19 protein-coding genes are annotated in these 20373 nt (G+C 62.2%); 13 read left to right on the top strand and 6 right to left on the bottom strand.

Going from position 1 to position 20373, the window contains the following annotated elements:
• Nucleotides 1-208 precede the first annotated feature (208 nt).
• On the top strand, nucleotides 209-403 hold the full coding sequence (locus VF629_RS01480) for a hypothetical protein (RefSeq protein ID WP_331056666.1): 195 nt from the start codon (nucleotides 209-211) through the stop codon (nucleotides 401-403).
• 237 nt (nucleotides 404-640) lie between these two features.
• Here VF629_RS01480 and VF629_RS01475 read toward each other — a convergent pair whose 3' ends face one another.
• A complete protein-coding gene (locus tag VF629_RS01475) occupies nucleotides 641-1330 on the bottom strand; it encodes a TIGR02117 family protein (RefSeq protein WP_331056665.1) in 690 nt (229 codons plus the stop codon).
• Between the two features lie 141 nt (nucleotides 1331-1471).
• Between VF629_RS01475 and VF629_RS01470 the strand changes: the two genes are divergently transcribed.
• Nucleotides 1472-3091 carry a MutS-related protein gene (locus VF629_RS01470; RefSeq protein WP_331056664.1) on the top strand — a complete coding sequence of 540 codons (1620 nt, stop codon included), beginning with the start codon at nucleotides 1472-1474 and terminating at the stop codon, nucleotides 3089-3091.
• Between the two features lie 124 nt (nucleotides 3092-3215).
• On the opposite strand, the gene VF629_RS01465 is transcribed toward VF629_RS01470, so the two are convergent.
• Nucleotides 3216-3950, bottom strand: a complete 735-nt coding sequence (locus VF629_RS01465) for an ATP-binding protein (protein WP_331056663.1) — start codon at nucleotides 3948-3950, stop codon at nucleotides 3216-3218.
• 114 nt (nucleotides 3951-4064) lie between these two features.
• Here VF629_RS01465 and VF629_RS01460 point away from each other — a divergent pair, with 114 nt between their 5' ends.
• From VF629_RS01460 to VF629_RS01445, 4 genes are all read left to right on the top strand, one after another.
• Nucleotides 4065-4568, top strand: coding sequence for a hypothetical protein (locus tag VF629_RS01460; RefSeq protein ID WP_331056662.1), 504 nt, complete (start codon nucleotides 4065-4067; stop codon nucleotides 4566-4568).
• Between the two features lie 48 nt (nucleotides 4569-4616).
• Nucleotides 4617-5378 carry a glycosyltransferase family 2 protein gene (locus VF629_RS01455; RefSeq protein WP_331056661.1) on the top strand — a complete coding sequence of 254 codons (762 nt, stop codon included), beginning with the start codon at nucleotides 4617-4619 and terminating at the stop codon, nucleotides 5376-5378.
• A gap of 23 nt (nucleotides 5379-5401) precedes the next feature.
• A complete protein-coding gene (locus VF629_RS01450; protein ID WP_331056660.1) occupies nucleotides 5402-5824 on the top strand; it encodes a hypothetical protein in 423 nt (140 codons plus the stop codon).
• 111 nt (nucleotides 5825-5935) lie between these two features.
• Entirely contained in the window at nucleotides 5936-6688 is a 753-nt protein-coding gene (locus VF629_RS01445) for an EcsC family protein (protein WP_331056659.1), read from the top strand.
• Nucleotides 6689-6733: 45 nt separating this feature from the next.
• Here the strand turns inward: VF629_RS01445 and VF629_RS01440 are convergent, their stop codons facing one another.
• The gene (locus VF629_RS01440) at nucleotides 6734-7297 is read right to left on the bottom strand and encodes a class I SAM-dependent methyltransferase (RefSeq protein WP_331056658.1); all 564 of its coding nucleotides are present in this window, start codon (nucleotides 7295-7297) and stop codon (nucleotides 6734-6736) included.
• Nucleotides 7298-7594: 297 nt separating this feature from the next.
• On the opposite strand from VF629_RS01440, the gene VF629_RS01435 reads away from it, so the two are divergent.
• Entirely contained in the window at nucleotides 7595-8140 is a 546-nt protein-coding gene (locus VF629_RS01435) for an REP-associated tyrosine transposase (RefSeq protein WP_331056657.1), read from the top strand.
• 248 nt (nucleotides 8141-8388) lie between these two features.
• Here VF629_RS01435 and VF629_RS01430 read toward each other — a convergent pair whose 3' ends face one another.
• Nucleotides 8389-10680 (bottom strand): aconitate hydratase, encoded by a 2292-nt coding sequence (locus VF629_RS01430; RefSeq protein ID WP_331056656.1) that lies wholly within the window; start codon nucleotides 10678-10680, stop codon nucleotides 8389-8391.
• 231 nt (nucleotides 10681-10911) lie between these two features.
• On the opposite strand from VF629_RS01430, the gene VF629_RS01425 reads away from it, so the two are divergent.
• Both VF629_RS01425 and VF629_RS01420 read left to right on the top strand, forming a co-directional pair.
• A complete protein-coding gene (locus VF629_RS01425; RefSeq protein ID WP_331056655.1) occupies nucleotides 10912-12219 on the top strand; it encodes a TlpA disulfide reductase family protein in 1308 nt (435 codons plus the stop codon).
• A gap of 263 nt (nucleotides 12220-12482) precedes the next feature.
• Entirely contained in the window at nucleotides 12483-13394 is a 912-nt protein-coding gene (locus tag VF629_RS01420; protein ID WP_331056654.1) for a universal stress protein, read from the top strand.
• Here the strand turns inward: VF629_RS01420 and VF629_RS01415 are convergent.
• Complete coding sequence (locus VF629_RS01415; RefSeq protein WP_331056653.1) at nucleotides 13391-14797, bottom strand: cytochrome P450; 1407 nt, start codon at nucleotides 14795-14797, stop codon at nucleotides 13391-13393. The two genes, VF629_RS01420 and VF629_RS01415, sit on opposite strands and share 4 nt — an antisense overlap.
• A gap of 150 nt (nucleotides 14798-14947) precedes the next feature.
• Between VF629_RS01415 and VF629_RS01410 the strand changes: the two genes are divergently transcribed.
• Nucleotides 14948-15250 carry a hypothetical protein gene (locus VF629_RS01410; RefSeq protein WP_331056652.1) on the top strand — a complete coding sequence of 101 codons (303 nt, stop codon included), beginning with the start codon at nucleotides 14948-14950 and terminating at the stop codon, nucleotides 15248-15250.
• A 174-nt stretch (nucleotides 15251-15424) separates the two neighbouring features.
• Here VF629_RS01410 and VF629_RS01405 read toward each other — a convergent pair whose 3' ends face one another.
• Complete coding sequence (locus VF629_RS01405) at nucleotides 15425-16432, bottom strand: polyprenyl synthetase family protein (RefSeq protein ID WP_331056651.1); 1008 nt, start codon at nucleotides 16430-16432, stop codon at nucleotides 15425-15427.
• A 156-nt stretch (nucleotides 16433-16588) separates the two neighbouring features.
• On the opposite strand from VF629_RS01405, the gene VF629_RS01400 reads away from it, so the two are divergent.
• The 3 genes from VF629_RS01400 to VF629_RS01390 all read left to right on the top strand — a co-directional run.
• Complete coding sequence (locus VF629_RS01400) at nucleotides 16589-17449, top strand: alpha/beta hydrolase family protein (RefSeq protein ID WP_331056650.1); 861 nt, start codon at nucleotides 16589-16591, stop codon at nucleotides 17447-17449.
• Nucleotides 17446-17943: a 2-amino-4-hydroxy-6-hydroxymethyldihydropteridine diphosphokinase gene (gene folK / locus VF629_RS01395; RefSeq protein WP_331056649.1), complete on the top strand. Its 498-nt coding sequence runs from the start codon at nucleotides 17446-17448 to the stop codon at nucleotides 17941-17943. The genes VF629_RS01400 and folK overlap by 4 nt, the downstream gene beginning before the upstream one ends.
• 274 nt (nucleotides 17944-18217) lie before the next feature.
• Nucleotides 18218-20373 (top strand): PKD domain-containing protein (locus VF629_RS01390; protein WP_331056648.1); only part of this gene is annotated, 2156 nt, incomplete at its 3' end.

Genomic DNA, 20373 nt, shown 5'->3' with positions numbered 1-20373 from the left:
CTCCTACAATCCACAGGCCTACCCACTGCGTACGTTGAAAGGCTTCGCGGGATAGTCCTGCTTAATCGGGCATATTCATTGCATTCCCTGCAAAAAAGACTAAATAATTTTTTTCCAAATTTTTTAGTTTATCGAATAATTTGTATCTTTGGACATGTCAAACGTGAAGCTTCCAACACCGCTGCCTTTGCAGCAATTTGCTCGTTGTGTGAACGACGCGCAACGTCCTGCCGACTACGTAGGCGACTGGCCCGAAGCAGGCCGTGTGTACCCCGTGCGCGTGCTGCCGCACGTGCGCAGCGGTCAGCCCCAAGTCCATGTCCTCGGTTTTTATGCCGAGCGTCCCTACGGTGCTTTTGCCGCCCACCGCTTTGAGCGCGTGGCGGATGTGTGGCTCAACTAACTCCTTTTGCGACCGTCACCGCGACGGTTCTACCCACAACGGCCCCGTTGGCTTGGCAGCCAGCGGGGCCGGTTTGTTTTCGGGCGTTTACGTGCGGGAATGAATCAAAAGAACGGACATGCAGAGCGCAGCGAAGCTTCTCGCGTGGGGTTGTAAATCAATCGTTGAAAAGAGTTACTGGTGGCGGGCGAGATGCTTCGCTGCGCTCTGCATGACCGCTTTTATAGATTACCCCGCCTAACGGCCGTACTGATGCAGCAGGCCGCCGTCGTAGGGTGTCCAGAGGCAGGCTTTTTGGCCGCTGGCTTTCAGGGCGTTGTTGGTCCAGGTGTTGCAGGTGTAAAGGAAGCTGTACACGCGCTTGGCCTCATAGAAGGCATCGTCCGGGCCGTAGCTGTGGCCGCGAATGTGCTGCACGCGCCCGGCGGCGTCGTACTTGAAACTCTGTTGGATGTAGGCGATGAGCCGGGCGTACTCGTCGCGGCTGAGGTGGAGCGGCACGGTATCGGGGCCCGGCGTGAGCTGGCGCAGGTAGGTGGCGTGCACCGCCGAGGAGCCCAGCCAAAACGCCGCCACGAAAGCGGTGCTGAACTTGAGGTCGGCCCAGGTGGGCGTGTCGAGGTAAAAGCCCTTATCGCCCCAGCCGAAGGCGATGTAGCGCAGGGTGGTGTCGCCGGAGGGAATGTTGCTGTAAGGCAGCTGCTGGCTCCAGTCCATCTGCTCGGTTCGGACGGGCACCACAATGTCGGTGTGCACGCCGTTGGAGTGCAGGTACACCGGCACGTCGGGCGAGGCGTTGGGCTGGGCCTTGGCCACGGGAATGCGCGAAAGCACGAAAGCCGACGCCACGTAGGTCGCCAGGACGCCGCCGATGCCAACGGCGGTGTAGGTAATGCCTTTCAGTACTTTTCGGAAGGTAAGGGGCATGAGCGTGGCGGCGGGGTAAGTGAAAAAGGGCGTCGCCGCTGCCAAGTACGGCAGAAATGAAAAACCGGCCGGGTGGTAACCTCGCCCGTACTTTTGTCCAGCCACCGGCCCACAGTTGGGTACCACGGCCCTCCCTCACCCATGTGGACTTCAACCGCTGACCAACTGGCCCTGCTCGAAGCCGAGTGGCGCGCCCCGTCGCCGCGCTTTCGCAACTTCCCGCTCATTGCCCGCTACCACGACGCAGTAGCCGCCGAGCCCGCCTACCACCGCCTCGACGACCAAACCTGGACCGACCTCAACGGCGACGACCTGTTTGCCTTGCTCGACGGTACGGCCAGCCGAGTGGGCCAGCAGTGCCTCTATCACCGCCTCCGCAGCCCCCTGAACGACGAGCCGGCGCTGGCCGAATTCGACCGCGCCGCCCAGGTTTTTGCCGAACCTGTGCCGCGCGGCCAGGCGCTGCTGGCGCTGCACCGTCTCGCTTCTACGGACGCGTATTATCTGGCTGACTTGCTGGCGGGCAAGGCGCTGCCGGAACTGGCCTGGACGGCCGCCGCGCCGGCCCTGGTGCTACTCTTGTTTGCCACGGTGGTGGGCGGCTTCTGGCAGCCCGCGCTGTGGCTGGGCACGGCCGTGCTGTTTCTGCTGCACTCGGTGCTGCATTTTTTTTACCGCTCGCGCGTAGTGGCCGGAGTGCGGCCCATGCGGCAATTGGGCAACCTGTACCGCGCCGGGCGGGGCCTGCTCAAGCTAGAAATGCCGCTTGGCGCGGTGCGCGGGTTGGCTGAACCCCTAAGCCGGGTGGGCTCTATTGTGAATAAAGTGGCATTTTTGCAGGTGGAGGACAAATTGCAGTCGGATATTGCGGCCCTGCCCTGGCTCCTGTTGCAGTACTTCAAAATTGTGCTGCTCCTCGATTTCATCGTGTACCGTAGCTGCCGGCGCGACATGGAGCAGCAGGCGGGCGCCATCCGGGCCGTGTACGAGGGCGTGGGCTACGTCGATTGCGCCCTCGCGGTGGCAGGGTTTCGAGCACGGCACGGGCACTGCGCGCCGCGCTTCACGGCCGAAACGGGCCTGCACCTTACGGGCGCTTACAACCCGCTGGTGCCCGGCTGCGTGCCGAACGACTTGGCCGTGGCCCAGGACAGCGTGCTGCTGACCGGCTCCAACATGTCGGGCAAAACCACCTTCATGCGCAGCATTGGGCTCAGTGCGCTGCTGGCCCAAACCATTGCCACCTGCCCGGCCACGGCGTATGCGGCCCCGTTTCGGCGGGTGGTGTCCAGCATCAACCTGGCCGACAGCCTGACCGAGGGGAAGAGCTACTATTTCGCCGAGGCCGAAACCATTCTTGGCTTCATTCGGGCGGCCGAGGCGGGCGCGGGCGGCTATCTGTTCATTCTCGACGAGCTATTCAAGGGCACCAACACGGTGGAGCGCATTGCCGCCACGCAGGCCGTGCTGGCCTATTTACAGCCGCGCAGCCTGGTGGTGGCCTCCACGCACGACGGCGAATTGGGCGCCCTGCTCGCACCGGCATTCACCGAATACCACTTCTCCGAAACTGTAACCGAAACGGATTGGTACTTCGACTTCCTCCTCAAACCCGGCCCCCTCACCACTCGCAACGCCATCCGCCTGCTGGCCCGGGCCGGCTACCCAGATAGCATCGTGCAAGCGGCCCAAGCGCTGAGTCATTCGCTGGATGCGGCGGAAACCGGAGCTTCTGCTGACGCAGCAGCGAAGCATTTTTAGCGCAGTGGTAATCACATCAGAACGTCCTGTCGAGCGCAGCCGAGACATCTCGCCCGCTTCGTCCTAACGATTGAGTCGCTACCACACGCGAGATGCTTCGCTGCGCTCTGCATGACGGTTTTATTCACACCAAGTCGCAGTACCAGAAGCCCGTGTTGAACGGGTTGGGGTTGTCGCCGTCGCCGCATTCGTAGTCGGAGTTGTCGGCTTTGGGCGCGGGGGTGTATTTGCGGTACACGATTTCGCCTTTCTCGAACGCAATGGGCTCCGGGAACAGAGGCCCGTCGAAGACGAAGGTGTGGAACTCGCCGTTTTCGCCGCAGGGGTCGACGTTGGGCGGCAGGTCACGCAGGAACTGCTCGTCGATGACGCGGCCCACGAAGCTTTGGTCCAGGTATTTCTCGTTGACGCAGGTGGTGATGGTTTTGAAGCCTAGGCCCAAAAACTCGCGCATCAGTTCGGCCGTCGGCACGCCCCACAGCGGAAACGCGGCCTGCCAGCCGGCTTCGGCCAGCTTGTTTTCGCGGTACTGCCGCAGGTCTTCCAGGAAGATGTCGCCGAAAATGGCCACCTCGGCGCCTTGGCTTTTTAGCTCGTGCAGCGTGGTGCTCATCAGGTGCTCGTAGGCGTCCATGCTGGGCATTTCGGGCAGGAAAAGCTTGCGGCAGGGCAACCCGAGGCGGTCGGCCTGCTGGTCGAGCAGGGCCGTGCGCACGCCGTGCATGGAAATGCGCTGGTACGGCTCGCTCACGGTGGTAAGCAGGGTTTGGACGTGGTAGCGCCCGCTTTCCCGCACTTTGTAGAGCGCCAGGGCCGAATCCTTGCCCCCGCTCCAATTGAAAATAGCCTGCTGTGTCATGGTGGGGCAAAGTAACGGCAGGGGCTTGGTTGCTGGCGCGAAAGGGCGGGCGGCCCGGGCAGCCGTTTGCCGCCCGCTGCCTACCTTGAGCGCTTTCCCTGCCCCTGCCCTTTCATGAAGAAGCTTCTACTTGCTTTCGTACTTGGTGGCCTGCCCGCCCTGGCTTCGGCCCAAACCTTCGACGTGCCGGCGCAATACACCCTGAGCAAGCCCGACGACTTCGCCAAATACGAGCCCCAGGTCATCAATACCATCAACTGGCTGGAAGCGACGCCCGCCAACCAAGACCTGAGCCGCCGCAAGCAGGCCCAGCGGTTTCTGGTGGAATGGGCCAGCGGCAGCCCCAACGTATCCATCGGCCTGCAGCCCTACGTGGGCGAGCTGGCGGGCAAACAGTCGGACCTGCTCGTGGCCTTCATGGCCGGCTGGACGCGCTACAGCCTGCAGCACCCCGACGTGAAAGACGCCCTGACGCTGAACGCCGAGGGCGTGCAATCCATGCTGAAAGTGTACGCCCTCGGAGGCCTGCCCACCAACAAGCCGCTAGAAAAAGTGCGCGACCTGGCCGCTGCCGGCGAGCTGAACACCTGGCTGAAAAGCAACATCAGCACGAAATAGCGCGCCGCGCCCGGCAACCTTTTCGGCCCGCGGCCGAACAAGCAGGCCATGCACTTTGCCGTTATTACCCCCACCCACCAGCGCCGGGAGCTGCTGCCCGAAGCCGTGGCCAGCGTGCGCGCCACCGTGAGCGCGCCCCTCGATTTCTCGTTCGAACACCTACTTTACGACAACGGCTCACGCGACGGCACGGCCGCCTACCTGCGCGACGCCGCCGCCCAGCCCGGCCCGCCGCTGCGCCACTGGCACTCGGCGGGCCGCCAGCTGGCCGGCCGGGCCCGCAACAGTCTCATCCAGGAAGCCCCGGCCGACGCCTGGGTGGTGCCCCTGGACGACGACGACATCCTGCTGCAACGCACGTTGCACCACTACGCGGCGCAAATCCTGGCCTACCCGGACCGCCCCTGGTTCGTGGCCGACTTCCTGCGCGTGGACGAGCACGGCCGCTACCTGCCCCACGAGGACTACTACGCCTGGCAGTTCGACACGCCCACCGACATGCTCCGGGCCATTTTTCGGGCCGAGCACTTCATCCAAGGGAACGTGTGCTACAGCCGCGCTTTCGTAGACCAGGTGGGCGGCTACGACGGCGAGCTGGCCATGGCCGAAGACCTGGACTTGTACGTGCGCTTCCTGCTGGCCGGGCAGCTGCCGGTGCTGTGCCCGCACATCAGCCACCTGCACCGCTTCCACGCCCGCAACGTGAGCATCGGCGTCGACGCCGACAAGCACAACGCCGATTTGCGGGTGATTTACCAGAAGTATGCAAAGCAATTGCAGGCGCTGGGCATCGAAGAGCCGGGCAAGTAGTCGAACCGCTTATTTTTGGGCTTATGCCCATCCCCGCCCCCACCCCCGAAGCCGACGTGTACAGCATCCCGGCCGCGTACCGGAAAATGGAAAACACGCACATCCTATTCTGGCTCCTGAAAGACGTGGCCTGGTGCATGGTATGGCGGCCACTGGGCCTGGCCATGGTGGTGCCTACGCTGGGCATTGCCCTCGTCATTGCCTGGCGCACCCGCGCCTACGCCTCAGAACTGGCTCACAACCTGGCCATCGTGTTCTGGATTACGGCCAACTCCTACTGGATGACCAGCGAGTTTTTCGGGTTTGACACGGTGCTGGTGGCGCCCTACGTCACGGGCAAGCACCTGGCGCTGGTGCCCTTCTTTATTGGGCTGGGCATTTTGGCCTACTACTACTTGGTGCAGAAGCCCCGCGAAAACCAGACGGCGCAACCCGCTACGCTGTAGCGCGAACGATGTAAGGACGCATATTTGCGTCTAGTCGTGAGGGGCGGTTTCGCCGATTTTGTTCACCGACAAGACGCAAATATGCGTCTCTACATCGTTCGCACTACTCCCATGACTCCCGAAGAACAGCAAGCCCGCCTCGAACTCCAGGCCTGGCAGCAGAAGATGCAGCGGCCGCCCTCCTTCCTCAATAACCTGGCCCGGCGCGTGCAAATGCGGCTCAACGCCCTACTGCCCGAAAAGGTGCACTTGGCCATCACGGCCGCCATCAAGCAGATGGTGCGCGGCGTGCTGTTCGGCTCTCAGCACACCACCCGCCAGCCCCTGGGCGACGCCAGTCTGGCCACGCGCGAGCTGGCCGTGCGCGGCCAAATCAATAACTACCGCACCATGGCCACCGCCGAGGGCGCCGTGACCGGTGCGGGCGGCTTCCTGCTGGGCCTCGCCGACTTTCCTTTGTTGCTGGGGTTCAAAATCAAGCTCCTTTTCGATGTGGCGGCCCTTTACGGCCACGACGTGCGGGACTACACCGAGCGGCTTTACCTGCTGCACATCTTCCAGCTGGCCTTTAGCAGCCAGCACACCCGCAACGAAACCTACCGCCGCCTCGCGGCCTGGGACACCTACCGCCACACCCTGCCCACCGACGTGCACGAGTTCGACTGGCGCACCTTCCAGCAGGAGTACCGCGACTACATCGACCTCGCCAAAATGGCCCAGCTCGTACCCGTCATCGGAGCGGCCGTGGGCGCCGTGGCCAACTACCGCCTCATCGAGCAACTCGGCGAAACGGCCATGAACTGCTACCGCCTGCGGCACTTCGCGGCCCTGGATGCTCCTAAGCTACCCAGCCCAACAGCCTAAAGAAGCAGCTGAATGTCCACGCCGGCGCAGCATATGGTTCGGCCGCTACTTCACGGCCTCGAATACCTTGAGCGGGGGCGCGTTGAACAGATATATTTCTGTTTCAACAGCCCTGAAACGCCGGTCCAGGTAGTCTCTTAAGAAGCGGTCCATCTGGAAAAACGTCTGGTAAGCCAGAAACCTGCCGCCCGGCTTCAGGCACTCATGCGAGCTGGCAACGATGGTGGCGCGCAACTCATGCGGCAGGAACGAGAACGGAATGCCCGAAACGATGTAATCGGCTTGCTCTTCGTGGCAATCGGCCAATACCTGCGCCACGTTCTCGGCGCTTTCGTGAAAGACGAACAGCCGCGGGTCGTGGAAGGTCTCGCGGAGGATGTGCACGAAGTCTTCGTTGCGCTCAATCAGAATCAGCACGGAATCGTGAGTCAGATGGCCCAGGAGATAGTGGGTGAAAACGCCGGTCCCCGGACCGTATTCCACAATCACATTTCTTTGGCCGAAATCAATTCGGCTGCATATCCTTTCAATGGCAAAGGCGGAGGTCGGCGTGAAGGAGGCCACCTGCTTATCGCGCAGCATGTTCTTTAGATAGACGAGCGTATCCATGTCGTTATTGTTCTGTTTTATAGAATAATACGTTCACGGGTGTACGTCAAGCATTGAAGAAAGTGTTGTTTCTTCCTCGCCTCTGGGTTGTATCTCAGCCGTTCATTACTGCTTGCACCCCGCTGCTCATTCGGAGTTGCACTCCGAATGCCGCCTGCCCGGGGCTTACAGCCCCAATCGTTGAACGACAACGCCCACCTAAGCGGAGTTTAACTCCGCAACCCCTTACTTTCGGAGTGTAACTCCGAAAGTAAGGGGTAACTCCGAAAGAGCAAGAGCAAAGGAAATTGCGCATTAATGGGCCAGAAAAACCGGATTTTTCCCGACCACGTGTACTTTCTTACCATGACCGTGGTGGATTGGGTTGATGTATTCACCCGGCCCGGCTACCGTCACGTCATTGTCGAAGCACTACGCTACTGCCAGCAGCACAAAGGGCTTGAGCTTTATGCATGGTGCCTGATGAGCAATCATTTGCACCTTATCGCCGGCGCAGCGCCCGAAAAGCACCTGTCCGACATTCTGCGCGATTATAAGCGCTACACCAGCAAGGCCATCACCACCGCCATCCAGCGCGACCCCGAAAGCCGCCGCCAGTGGATGCTGCACCGCTTTGCCTACAACGCCCGCACGGATGCCAAAAGCGAAATCTACAAATTTTGGCAGGAAGGCAATGAGGCCAAAGAACTAATCACCCGGGACTTCACGCTGCAAAAGCTACACTATTTGCACCAGAACCCTGTCCGGGCCGAGTTGGTGTGCGAAGCTGAACACTACCTCTACAGCTCTGCCTCCAATTACGCCGAGCAAGGCGGCCTGTTGGATGTGTTATTTCTGGGTTAGCTCTTAGCTCAACGCTGCTTATTCGGAGTTGCACTCCGAATGCCGCCTGCTGCGGAGTTCTACTCCGCTTTCACCGCCCAGTGTTGTTCGACAATTGGGGCTGCAAGCCCCCAGCAGGCGGCATTCGGAGTGCAACTCCGAATGAGCAACGTAATCATAAGGTTCAAAATTGGAGCATAAACACAGCAAAACGGCCGCCCCAGTCTCCTGAGGCGGCCGTTGCGGCTTAGGCTGCTACTGCAACCGGCTTACTTCTGCGACATTTGGGCTTCGCCGTGCTCCATCATCCGAATCAAGTTCAGGGCCGAGCCGGCCTTGAACCACTCAATCTGACCCGCGTTGTAGGTGTGGTTGAGGGTGATGAGGTCGGTGTCGCCATCGGGGTGGTGCAGGCGGGCCTGCAAGGGCTGGCCGGGGGCGAAGGTGGTCAGGCCGAGGATGTCGATGAGGTCGCCCTCCTCGATGAGGTCGTAGTCGGCCTTGTTGGCGAAGGTCAGGGCCAGCATGCCCTGCTTCTTGAGGTTGGTTTCGTGGATGCGGGCGAAGCTCTTCACAATCACGGCGCGCACGCCGAGGTGGCGGGGCTCCATAGCGGCGTGCTCACGCGAGCTGCCTTCGCCGTAGTTCTCGTCGCCTATCACCACCGAGCCAATGCCCATGGCCTTGTAGTTGCGGGCCGCCTGGGGCACGGTGGTGTAGCCGTCGCCCTGGGTGGTGTAGTCGCACACGCGGTTGGCCTCGCCGTTGAAGGCGTTGGTGGCCCCGATGAGCATGTTGTTGGAGATATTGTCCAGGTGGCCGCGGTATTTCAGCCAGGGACCGGCCATCGAAATGTGGTCCGTCGTGCACTTGCCCTGCGCCTTGATGAGCAGACGCAACCCTTTCAGGTCGGTGCCTTCCCAGGGCCGGAAGGGGTCGAGCAGCTGCAGGCGGTCGGAAGCGGGGCTCACCAGCACTTGCACGGCGCTGCCGTCCTCGGCCGGGGCCTGGAAGCCGGCGTCCTCCACGGCGTAGCCGCGCGGAGGCGTCTCCACGCCGTGCGGCTCGTCGAGCTTCACGGGGCCGTTGGTGCCTTGCAAGGTGTCGGTGAGGGGGTTGAAGGTCAGGTCGCCGGCGATGGCGAAAGCCGTCACGATTTCGGGTGAAGCCACGAAAGCGTGGGTGTTCGGGTTGCCGTCGTTGCGCTTGGCGAAGTTGCGGTTGAAGCTCGTGATGATGGAGTTCTTGCGCTTGGGGTCGTCGGTGTGGCGGGCCCACTGGCCGATGCACGGGCCGCAGGCGTTAGCGAGTACCACGCCGCCCATCTCGGCAAACGTGTCGAGGAGGCCGTCGCGGGCCACGGTGTAGCGCACCAGCTCCGAGCCGGGCGTCACGGTGAAGTCGGCGTTCACGTGCAGGCCTTTCTCCACGGCCTGCTTGGCGATGGAGGCGGCGCGGGTGATGTCTTCGTACGAAGAGTTGGTGCAGGAACCGATGAGGCCGACTTCCAGCTTGGCGGGCCAGCCGTGCTCGCGCACCGCGGCGGCAAACTGCGAGATGGGCCAGGCGGCGTCCGGGGTGAAGGGGCCGTTCACGTGGGGCTCCAACTCGGACAGGTTGATTTCGATGAGCTGGTCGTAGAAGCGCTCGGGCTGGGCGTACACTTCGTCGTCGGCGCGCAGGTGGGCGGCAATGGCCGAAGCGGCGTCAGCGATTTCGGCGCGGCCGGTGCTGCGCAGGTAGTCGGCCATCTTCTCGTCGTAGTTGAACACCGAGGTCGTAGCCCCAATTTCCGCACCCATGTTGCAGATGGTGGCTTTGCCGGTGCAGCTCAGGCTCTCCGCGCCTTCGCCGAAGTACTCCACGATGGCGCCGGTGCCGCCTTTCACGGTCAGGATGCCGGCTACTTTCAGGATGACGTCTTTGGGGGCGGTCCAGCCGTTGAGCTTGCCGGTCAATTTCACGCCAATCACCTTCGGGAACTTCAATTCCCACGCCATGCCGGCCATCACGTCCACGGCGTCGGCACCGCCCACGCCGATGGCAATCATGCCCAGGCCGCCCGCGTTGGGGGTGTGGGAGTCGGTGCCAATCATCATGCCGCCGGGGAAGGCGTAGTTTTCGAGCACCACTTGGTGGATAATGCCGGCGCCGGGCTTCCAGAAGCCGATGCCGTATTTGTTGGAAACCGAAGCCAGGAAGTCGTACACTTCCTTGTTTTCGGCGTTAGCTTCAGCCAAGTCGGCGGTGGCGCCGTCCTTGGCCTGAATGAGGTGGTCGCAGTGCACGGTGCTGGGCACGGCCGCGGTGGGCTTGCCGGCCTGCATGAACTGGAGCAGCGCCATTTGGGCGGTGGCGTCCTGCATGGCCACGCGGTCGGGGGCGAAATCGACGTAAGAAACGCCGCGCTCGTAGGCCTGCTTTACTTCGCCGCCGTAGAGGTGGGCGTAGAGGATTTTTTCGGTGAGGGTGAGCGGGCGCGCCACGGCAGCGCGGGCCGCTTCGATGCGGGAACCCATGCCGGCGTACACCGTGCGAATCATTTCCAGGTCGAAAGCCATAGGATACTTAGGTAAAAGAGTGGTGGTGCAAATGTAGTGCCCGCGGGAAGTAGGACCTAACCCCGCAAGCAGATGCAGTTTTTTACTGAGTAACGAAGTATTTCAAGGCGGCGTTCGGGTTATTTCAGGCGTTTTCACTCCTTAAGGTGTGGCGGTAAGCAACGCACCGGCCGCAACCTATTGCCACGGGCATGGGTTGTGGAGCTTCCGTTTGCATTTTTGCGGTTACTTATGAATAGCATTTCCCTTCGCCTGCTGGCTACGGCCGCTCTGGGCCTGAACTTGGCCGCCTGCCAATCCTCCGACAAAAAAGAAACCGCCACCGCCGACGCGCCCCAGGCCACCATCATGCCTGCGGGCCTAAAGCCCGGCCCGTGGCACGGCTTCCTGATGGCCCAGCAGCGGGCCACCCCTTTCCGGCTCGACGTGGCCGTTGAGAACGGCCAGCCGGTGGTGTACCTGGTAAACAAAGGCCTAAACGGCGACGAGCGGCTGCGCTGCGAGGACATCAAAACCGTGGGCGACTCGACCACCATCCGCCTGCACGCGTTCGACGCGGCGCTGGTGGTGCGGGCCGACGGCGACAACAAAATCAAGGGCACGTGGGTGAAGTACGACAGCAAAACGCCCTACCGCATTCCGCTGGTGGCCATGGCCGGCGCCAACACGCCCCAGCCCCCCATGCCGGGCGATACGCGCAACGTCTCCGGCACCTGGCGCGCCGAGTTTAAGGACGAAACCGGCGCAAAATACCCGGCCGTGGGCGTTTTTAAGCAAACCGGCAACCAAGTGGTCGGCACCTTCCTGACCACCACCGGCGACTACCGCTACCTGGCCGGCAACCTCGTCAACCAAGACCCCAACGTGGACATGGTGCTCTCGACCTTCGACGGCAGCCACGGCTTCTTGTTCGACGGCAAGCTGCAAGGCTCCACCAAGATTACCGGCAACTTTTACTCCGGCAAGTCCGGCCACGAAACCTGGACCGCCGTGAAAGACCCCACGGCCAAACTGCCCGACGCCGACACCCTCACCTACCTCAAAAAGGGCGAAAGCCGGCTGAATTTCAAGTTCCCCAGCGTATTTGAGGGCGGCGTGGTGGAACCCACCGCTCCCAAGTACCGCGGCAAGGTGGTGGTGGTGCAGGTGCTGGGCTCGTGGTGCCCCAACTGCATGGACGAAACCAACTTCCTGGCGCCCTGGTACGAGAAAAACAAGGCCCGCGGCGTGGAGGTCATCGGCCTGGGCTACGAGCGCAGCCCCGACTACAAAGTGGCCGCGGCCCGGCTGCGCAACATGCGCGAGCGGTTCAACATTGGCTACGAGCTGGCGGTGGCCGGCGTAAGCAACAAGGACTCGGTGGCCAAGTCGATGCCGCAGCTGGCCAAGTTCCTGGCTTTCCCCACCACCATTTTCCTCGACAAAAAGGGCAACGTGCGCAAGATTCACACGGGCTTCGCAGGGCCGGGCACGGGCAAGTACTACGAAGAGGAAATTGCCGGCTTCAACCGCACCGTCGATAAATTGCTCAAGGAATAGGCTGCCGTTGAGGGCTTGCGAACAGTTGGTACATGCACCAAATCAGCATGACCGTTCCTTTTTATTATCTGTATGACCGTGCCTTCGTCATCCGCACGACCATGCTTTTAGCATCCATCAGCACAAGCATACGCCACTAATAATAGGGACCTATGAGCTTGAAATCTAGGCGATAAATCGGTATATTAGGCCTCGTTCTTCGGGGATAAGCGGCGGCTGTGCGGCGCCGTCTCCCTGGCGGATGAAACCTAATTTTTTCGGCCATGAAAAACTTTCTGGTACCCACCGATTTCTCGCCCGAAGCCCACCACGCCTACGAGGTGGCGCTGCAGTTGGCCCGGCAAGCAGGCGGCACCGTCACGCTGCTGCACGTGCTGGAAGACCTAGACGACTCGTCGGGCGGCTTTAGCACGCTGGGCGGCGCCGTGGGCGGCCCGGGCATCGACGCCATCTACCCCATCAAGCTGATGGAAGCCACCAAACGCCGCCTGCTGGGGCTCCTGGTGGAGGGTGCGGACCTTGCGGGCGACGTGCCGGTGCAGGAAACCATCAAAACCGGGCCGGTGGAAGAAAGCATTCTTCGGGCCATTGAGCGCTACAGCGCCGACTTGGTGGTGATGGGCGCGCGGAGCCACAGCGGAGCGGCGCACTTTTTCGTGAGCTCAAACACCGAGCGCATGATACGGCTGGCGCCGTGCCCGGTGCTGGCCGTGAAGCACCGCCACGTGCCGTTCGAGGTGAAAAACATCATCTTTCCCTCCGACTTCACCGAAGAAACCCTGCAAGCCGTGGGGCCGCTGCGCGAGATGCTGGCCACGTTTCCGGAAGCCACCCTGCACCTGCTGCACGTGGTGGGCGACCGTGACGCCTTTGCGGCGCACCAGCGCATGAAGGATTTTGCCCAACGCACCCAGCTGCGCGCCCCCAGGCTGGCCGAGTTCAACGCCGGCAGCACCACGGCCGGCATCGAACAATACGCGCAACAGGTGCAGGCGGACTTGGTCATCATTCCGAACCACGTGCGCTCCAGCCTGAGCAGCTTGTTCCGGACCCGCACCGCCGAATTTGTGGCCACCCACGCCTTCCCACCGGTGCTCACCTACCACTTCGCCCCCGCCAAAGCCGCTGTGCCCGCCAGCCAGGAAGCGGTTCCGTACAGCCACTGGATGCTCTAGCGCAGCCGCAGGCGCACCCGAAAATCATTCTTCGGCCGCAGCGTGATGAGCGGCTGCATGGTCACGGAGGCCTGTCCGGCCACCCACTCCACGTCGAACTGCCGGAGCAGCTCCAGCGTCACAAGCTGCATTTCGGTGAGGGCGAACTGCATGCCGATGCACAGGCGCGGCCCGCCCCCGAAGGGCACGTAAGCAAACGGCTGCACCGGCCGGGGCTGGCCGGGCGCGAAGCGGCCGGGGCGAAACTCCTCGGGCGCCTCCCAATACTTGGCGTCGTGGTGGAGGCCGTGGAAATAGAGCGAAAACAGCGTGCCCTGCGGAATCCGCAGGCCGTTGTACTCGTCGTCGGCCAGGGCCACGCGGTCTACCATCCAGGCAGGCGGATAGATGCGCATGGCCTCCTGCACCGCATATAGAGCCGTGCCCAGGCGGGGCAAGTCCTCGAATGCGGGCGTGCGGCCGGCCAGCACGGCGGCCATTTCTGCTTGAATGACGGCGGCCTCCTGGGGGTGATGCGCGAGCAGGTAGGTAAGCCAGGTGAGGGCGTTGGCGCTGGTTTCGTGGCCGGCCACCAGCAGAATGAGGGATTCGTCGATGACGCGCTCGGGGGTCATGGGCTCGCCGGTGTCCTCGTAGCGCACGTCGAGCAGCATTTGCAGCAGGTCGTCGGGCGGGGTGGCGGTGGGCTGGGCGTTGGCTTGCTGGCGCTGGGCCACGAGGTTGGCCAACAGCGCGCGCAGCTCGGCCGCCAGCGCATCGTGCCGGCTGAACTGCCCGCGCAGCTGGAACCAAGGCTTCAAATACGGCTGCCGAATGGAGCGCACGAAAAACGCCTGGATTTCGGTGATGAGCCCGGCCAGCCGGTCGAGTTCGGCTTCGGGAAAGTTGGTGCTGAACACCGAGCGGGCGATGATGCGAAAGGTGAGCCGCGTCATCAATTCATGCACCTCCACCGTGGTAGTGCCGCCTGCGCTGCCGGCCTGGGCTACCAGTGGGGCCAGCGTTTCGGCCGTTATTTCCTGCATCAGGCCAGTGAGGCCCGCCACCCGCTGCCGGTGAAAGCCGGGCTGAATGAGCCGGCGCTGCCGCAGCCAGTCGGGTCCCTCGTTGGTGAGCAAGCCGTGGCCGATGTAGCGCGAGAAACCCTGCGTAAACTTCGATTTGGCGTAGTTGCGGTGGTTTTTCTGGAGGATGTGCTGCGTCAGGCCGGGGTCGCGGGTGAGAATGCTTTTTTCCATGCCGCCAATGAACAGCTCCACGGTGTCGCCGTAGCGGGCAAGGGTGGCGTCCAACACGGGCAGCGGGTCTTTGGCCAGGGCGAAGGAGCGCAGCAAGGAGCGCCAGCGCGGCACCCGCGGCAGGGAAAAACGGGCGGGCAGGGCGTGGTCAGCAGATTTTACCATGGTCATGAGTCGAGGGGGCGCTCGGGTGCGGGGGTTCAAAAATAGCTGTCGGCTGGGGCCGGTTCATCTTTTTTCAACCCAGCCCGTAAACCTCAACCGGGCCTCGGCGCTCTTCTTCCCTTCCTTTCTTCCCCCTAACACCCTTGCCTTATGTGGATTCAGCAACAACCCAACTCGCCCGCACCGCTCGCCGACCTGCAAGGCCGCGCCGTCGGTCTCAAGTTTGAGTGCTCGTCGTGCAACACCGAAGTCTTCACCGACCTGCTCGGCGTGCCAGCCCCCAACGACCAAGCCGACTCGCCTGAACACGCCGACAACCACGAAATTGAAGAAGTGAAGTGCCCCGGCTGCGACATCGTTCACACGCTGGAAGTCGACAGCACCTTCGACGGCGTGACGTTCAAAGTGAGCGACGCCAAGGAAGTGAGCTACCAGGTCGCGACCGCAGATTAAACGTATTCTTTGTGATTCCGCCATATCTCAACTCCGGTACATACAGTACGGCATAGTTGACAGCACAAGTAAAAAGGCCGCTCAAGTTGAGCGGCCTTTTCGCATTTAACACCTGCCAGTGCGGAACCACAAATAATCCGTGGTAATCCGCTAAAATCCGTTTAATCTGTGGTCCTATTTTTCCCGTTCTATCGTGTAATTAATTAATTGTTCGAGCGACGTGCGGCTGGGTGATTCTGGGAAAGTGTGCAGAATTTCCAGGGCATCGTCACGGTACTTTTTCATCGTGTTGATGGCGTAGTCCAGGCCGCCCGATTTTTTCACGAATTCAATTACCTGCTGCACCCGGTCGCGGTGCCCTTCGTTGTTCTTCACGTTGAAGATAACGCGGCGCCTTTCCAGCCAGCTGGCCTGCTGGAGGGCATAAATAAGCGGCAGCGTCATCTTTTTTTCTTTGATGTCGATGCCCACGGGCTTGCCGATTTCGGCGGTGCCGTAATCAAATAAGTCGTCTTTTATTTGAAAGGCAATGCCTACTTTTTCGCCGAATAAACGGGCCCGTTCAATGGTCTCTTTGTCGGCGCCGACGGACGATGCGCCCACGGCCGTGCAAGACGCAATAAGCGACGCCGTTTTCTGGCGAATGATGTCGAAATAAACTTCTTCGGTGATGTCGAGCTTGCGCGCTTTTTCTATTTGCAACAATTCACCTTCGCTCAATTCGCGCACCGCGTTGCTCACGATTTTCAATAAATCGTAGTCGTCGTTTTGCAAGGCCAATAGCAAGCCGCGCGACAATAGATAGTCGCCCACGAGCACGGCAATTTTATTCTTCCACAACGCATTGATGGAGAAGAAGCCGCGGCGGTAATTGCTTTCGTCCACCACGTCGTCGTGCACCAGCGTGGCGGTGTGCAGCAGTTCGATGAGGGCAGCGCCGCGAAACGAAGCATCGGGCAGGTCCGCGGCGGTGGCGGGCTCGGGCCGGGCGGCGCGGGCCGTGAGAAACACGAACATGGGTCGAATCTGCTTGCCCTTGCGCTTCACGATGTAGCCCATTATCTTGTCGAGCAGCAGCACCTTGGTGCGCATCGACTGGCGAAACTTGTGCTCAAACTCCTCCATTTCGGCTGCAATGGGGGCCTGAATCTGGTCGAGGGTGATAGTGGGTTGTTGGGGCATTACGGCAACAATGATACGGCAGGCGATGGTGAAATGGTGAGGTGGCGAGTTGGTGAGTTTGCTGTTCGGTTTGCGCAGCTTGCGTACATCGCGCCGGTTAAACAACAAACTCACCAGTTCACCACCTCACCATTTCACCGTTCCTACCTTCGCTTTATGCTTACCCGTTCGCCTTTTCTGCTCACTGGCCCCCGCCACGGCCGGCCGTTTGAAGCCGATGCCACCTACCAGGCCAGCGGCCAGCCCAAGCCCGTGGTGGTTTTTGTGCACGGTTTCAAAGGGTTCAAGGACTGGGGGCACTTCCCGCTGCTGGCCGATTTTTTTGCCGGGCGTGGCTTTGTCTTTGTCAAGCTCAACCTCTCGCACAACGGCCTGGTGGTGGGCGGCACCGGCGACCTAGAGGACCTGGAAGCTTTTGGACGCAACAATTTCAGCATTGAGCTCGACGACATTGGCCAAGTCATCGACGCGCTTTTTGAGCCCGACGCTTCGCCCGTGCCCGCCGCCGACTTGGACCTGAGCCGCCTGTATCTGGTGGGCCACAGCCGCGGCGGCGGCCTAGTGCTGCTCAAAGCCGCCGAAGACCCGCGCATAAAAGCCGTGGCCACCTGGGCCGGCATTGCCGACGTGGACCAGCGCTGGCCCCAGCCCATGCTCGACGAGTGGCAGCGCACCGGCGTGCTGCACGTGCCCAACACCCGCACCGGCCAGCAATTGCCGCTGCACTATCAAATAGTAGAGGACTACGTGGCCAACCGCCCGCGCCTCGACATCCCGCACAACGTGCGCCGCCGCCTGCGCCAGCCCCTGCTGCTGGTGCACGGCGACCAGGACGAAACCGTGCCCCACGCCGCCGCCCACGCCCTGCAGCAGCTCAAGCCCGATGCCGAACTGCTGCTCGTGCCCGGCGCCACGCACATGTTTGGCGGCGCGCACCCCTGGCCGGCCGCCACGCTGCCCGAACCCGCGCATTTCATTGCCGAGCAGACTGCCGATTTTTTTCAGCGCCAGGCGTGAGCATTCCGGTAACGGCTTACTTACTGCTGGGCAGCAACCTCGGCGACCGGACGGCCTTGCTGCGCACGGCGCGGGCCCACCTGGCGGCCGTGGCGGGGGAAATAATGGCCGCTTCGGCCCTGTACGAAACCGCTGCCTGGGGCCGCGAAGACCAACCCGCTTTTCTCAACCAAGCCCTGGCAGTGCGGACGTTCCTGACGGCGGAGGAGCTGCTGGGGCAATGCCTGGCCACCGAGCAGGCCGCTGGCCGTGAGCGGCTGGAGCGCTGGGGCAGCCGCACGCTCGACGTGGACATTCTGCTCTACGGCCCGGCCCTTATCGACCAGCCCAGCCTCACGGTACCGCACCCCCGGCTGGCCGAGCGCCGCTTTGCGCTGGTGCCATTGGCCGAAATCGGGCCGGAGGTGCGGCACCCGCGGCTGGGCCTGAGCGTGACCGAGCTCCTGGCCCGCTGCCCCGACCCGCTGCCCGTGCGGCCGTGGCTGGGCAACTAGCCGCAGGAAGATTCACTTCTTGCACACCCGAAAACAAGGAGCGCCAGAAGTCGCTTAAGGTACCGGCATGGCCTATTTTCCTTGCCACAAGGCCTCATCACTATTCGGACATTGCCTTGCACAAACCCAGATGTCCGTGCGTAGCTTTACTGAAACCGGCTGGTAGCGCTTTCTCTCGCAATAGCAGACCATCAGGCGTCGTTTGTTAAGTGTCGCGAGCGGCACTTTTCTGCTTGAACAACCGCTTACCGGTCCACCACTTATCTGCTCCCCTATGCCCGCAGAGCTATTACCCCCTACCATATCCAATACCAACGCTTTTTCCCCGCAAACGTTTGAGCCCGGCCAACTGGCCAAGGCCAACGGCCGGAGTTCGGCCGGGCGGGCTTGTCCCGCAGTCAGCTGGCTGCTGACGCTGCTATTGCTGCTGCTGAGCGGCGCCGCCGCCACGGTCCTGGCCCAGGGCACGCCGCCCCCGGACTGCGCGGCCGATGAGAAGTTTGCCAACACCTGGTACTTCGGCTTTCGGGCGGGGCTGGACTTCAACCAAGCCTCTGCCGACTCCCTTCCGAAGGTGCTCACTAACGGGGCGATGGATGCTCCCGCCGGCTCGGGGGTGATGTCGGACAGGAACGGGGCTATTCTCTTTTACAGCAACGGCGAAACCGTGTGGAACGGCGACGGCACCGTGATGACCAACGGCAACGGCCTGGCCGGCAACCGTTTCACCACCGACGGCCCTCTGCCCATTAAGCTGCCGGGCATCCCGCTGCCGGGCCAACCGACGCGCTACCTGCTTTTCACCCTGAACAGCACCGTGGGCCTGAGCTATTCGGAAATAGAGATTCCGGCGGGTGGGGGGCCGGGTACCGTCGTCCTCGCTACCAAAAACACGCCCCTGGCCCGCGGCACGGCGGAAAAGTTAACGGGCGTATTCCACAGAAACGGCTGCGACATCTGGGTTATCGCGCACGGCTGGGGCGATGCCAAGTCCGGCAATGACAACCGGGGCGATGCCTTTCTGGCCTACCGCGTGCGGCAAACACCCGGCTATGTAGGTCCAGTTGTCATCGACCCGCCGATTCTCTCCACAGTAGGTAGCCTGCACGCGCCGAGCGAGGCGGCCCTGGGCTACAAAGGCCAGATGAAGGTGACCCCCGATGGCCAGCGGCTGGCCCTGGCCCGCTACAGCGAGGCGGTGGGCGACAGCAGCAGCACCGTCGAGCTGTTTGGGTTTGATACCGGTACAGGCCAGGTTAGCGTCAACCCGCAGGTGCCGTTCATCGTGGACAGCGGCGAAGGCAAATACTATGGGGTGAGTTTTTCGCCCGGCAGCTACCTCTACGCCACGGTAAACAACCCGCCCAAGCTGCTGCAATTCGATATCAGCGGCCCCGGGCCGGTCACCGAGCAAAACATTCCGCTGAACCAGACGACGCCCGCCGACCTGGGCTCGATGCAGGCCGCGCCCGATGGCAAGATTTACGTGGCCCGCAACAACCAGCCCGCGCTGGGCTTCATCCCCTTCCCCGATTCGCTGGGAGCTAAGGTCGGCTACGCCGACGACAGCCTACAACTGGGCGGCAGCCGCCTGAGCGGCCTGGGCCTGGTCAACTTCAACCAAAGCTCCCTGCTGCGCGTGGGGCCTAGCTTTGAGATAACGGGTTGTCGGCAAATAACTTTCACGGCCCCGCCCATTAACTTTTCTGGGAAAATCTATACTTGGACTTTTGGCGATGGCGTTAAAACAACACCTTCTGCAACAGATTCCGTCATCACTCATACTTACGCTACGCCCGGCAACTACACCGTGACGCTGCGCATTGACACCGACTGTTTTTGTCGTGAAAGCTCGGGCAGCATTCTAGTACCAAATTTGCCGGTACCGGGTGGCATAGCCGGCCCCCAAACGCTATGCGCTGGAGAGCCACCGGCCACGCTTACCAGCACCGCCAGTGCTTCCAGCGACGCCGGACTACCGTTCGTTTATGAGTGGGAAACGTCATTTAATAATGGTCCTTATACCGGTACCGGGGTTACAACTGCCAGTTACACGCCGCCAAGCTCGCTGCCGGTCGGCCCGACCTCCTATCGGCGGCGCGTGCTGCTGCTGCTGCCTGACCGGTCAGCGCCCTACTGCACGCCCACCTTTACCGACCCTGTAACCATCACCATCCTGCCGGCCCTGACGGCTGGCACCATTGCCGCCGACCAGACCGTGTGCGCTGGCAGCCCCGTGTCGCCGCTGACCAGCACCGCCGCGGCCACGGGCGGCGCGGGCACGCCGGTTTACCAGTGGGAGTTCTCCACCGACAACGGCGCCACCTGGGCCCCCGCCCCCGGCGCCGCCACCGACCCCACCTACGCGCCCGGCCCACTTACCACCACCACCCTCTTCCGCCGCCGGGCGAGCGCGGGCAGCGCCTGCGC

The sequence above is a fragment of the Hymenobacter sp. genome, assembly GCF_036388155.1.
Classification (GTDB): domain Bacteria; phylum Bacteroidota; class Bacteroidia; order Cytophagales; family Hymenobacteraceae; genus Hymenobacter.
Note: the sequence above shows the minus strand (reverse complement) of the source record. Positions and strands in the feature narration are given on the sequence as shown.

Coding starts and splice junctions, on each gene's coding strand:
- VF629_RS01475 (WP_331056665.1), bottom strand. CDS start 1,330: ATGCCCCTTACCTTCCGAAAAGTACTGAAAGGCATTACCTACACCGCC.
- VF629_RS01470 (WP_331056664.1), top strand. CDS start 1,472: ATGTGGACTTCAACCGCTGACCAACTGGCCCTGCTCGAAGCCGAGTGG.
- VF629_RS01465 (WP_331056663.1), bottom strand. CDS start 3,950: ATGACACAGCAGGCTATTTTCAATTGGAGCGGGGGCAAGGATTCGGCC.
- VF629_RS01460 (WP_331056662.1), top strand. CDS start 4,065: ATGAAGAAGCTTCTACTTGCTTTCGTACTTGGTGGCCTGCCCGCCCTG.
- VF629_RS01455 (WP_331056661.1), top strand. CDS start 4,617: ATGCACTTTGCCGTTATTACCCCCACCCACCAGCGCCGGGAGCTGCTG.
- VF629_RS01450 (WP_331056660.1), top strand. CDS start 5,402: ATGCCCATCCCCGCCCCCACCCCCGAAGCCGACGTGTACAGCATCCCG.
- VF629_RS01445 (WP_331056659.1), top strand. CDS start 5,936: ATGACTCCCGAAGAACAGCAAGCCCGCCTCGAACTCCAGGCCTGGCAG.
- VF629_RS01440 (WP_331056658.1), bottom strand. CDS start 7,297: ATGGATACGCTCGTCTATCTAAAGAACATGCTGCGCGATAAGCAGGTG.
- VF629_RS01435 (WP_331056657.1), top strand. CDS start 7,595: ATGGGCCAGAAAAACCGGATTTTTCCCGACCACGTGTACTTTCTTACC.
- VF629_RS01430 (WP_331056656.1), bottom strand. CDS start 10,680: ATGGCTTTCGACCTGGAAATGATTCGCACGGTGTACGCCGGCATGGGT.
- VF629_RS01425 (WP_331056655.1), top strand. CDS start 10,912: ATGAATAGCATTTCCCTTCGCCTGCTGGCTACGGCCGCTCTGGGCCTG.
- VF629_RS01420 (WP_331056654.1), top strand. CDS start 12,483: ATGAAAAACTTTCTGGTACCCACCGATTTCTCGCCCGAAGCCCACCAC.
- VF629_RS01415 (WP_331056653.1), bottom strand. CDS start 14,797: ATGGTAAAATCTGCTGACCACGCCCTGCCCGCCCGTTTTTCCCTGCCG.
- VF629_RS01410 (WP_331056652.1), top strand. CDS start 14,948: ATGTGGATTCAGCAACAACCCAACTCGCCCGCACCGCTCGCCGACCTG.
- VF629_RS01405 (WP_331056651.1), bottom strand. CDS start 16,432: ATGCCCCAACAACCCACTATCACCCTCGACCAGATTCAGGCCCCCATT.
- VF629_RS01400 (WP_331056650.1), top strand. CDS start 16,589: ATGCTTACCCGTTCGCCTTTTCTGCTCACTGGCCCCCGCCACGGCCGG.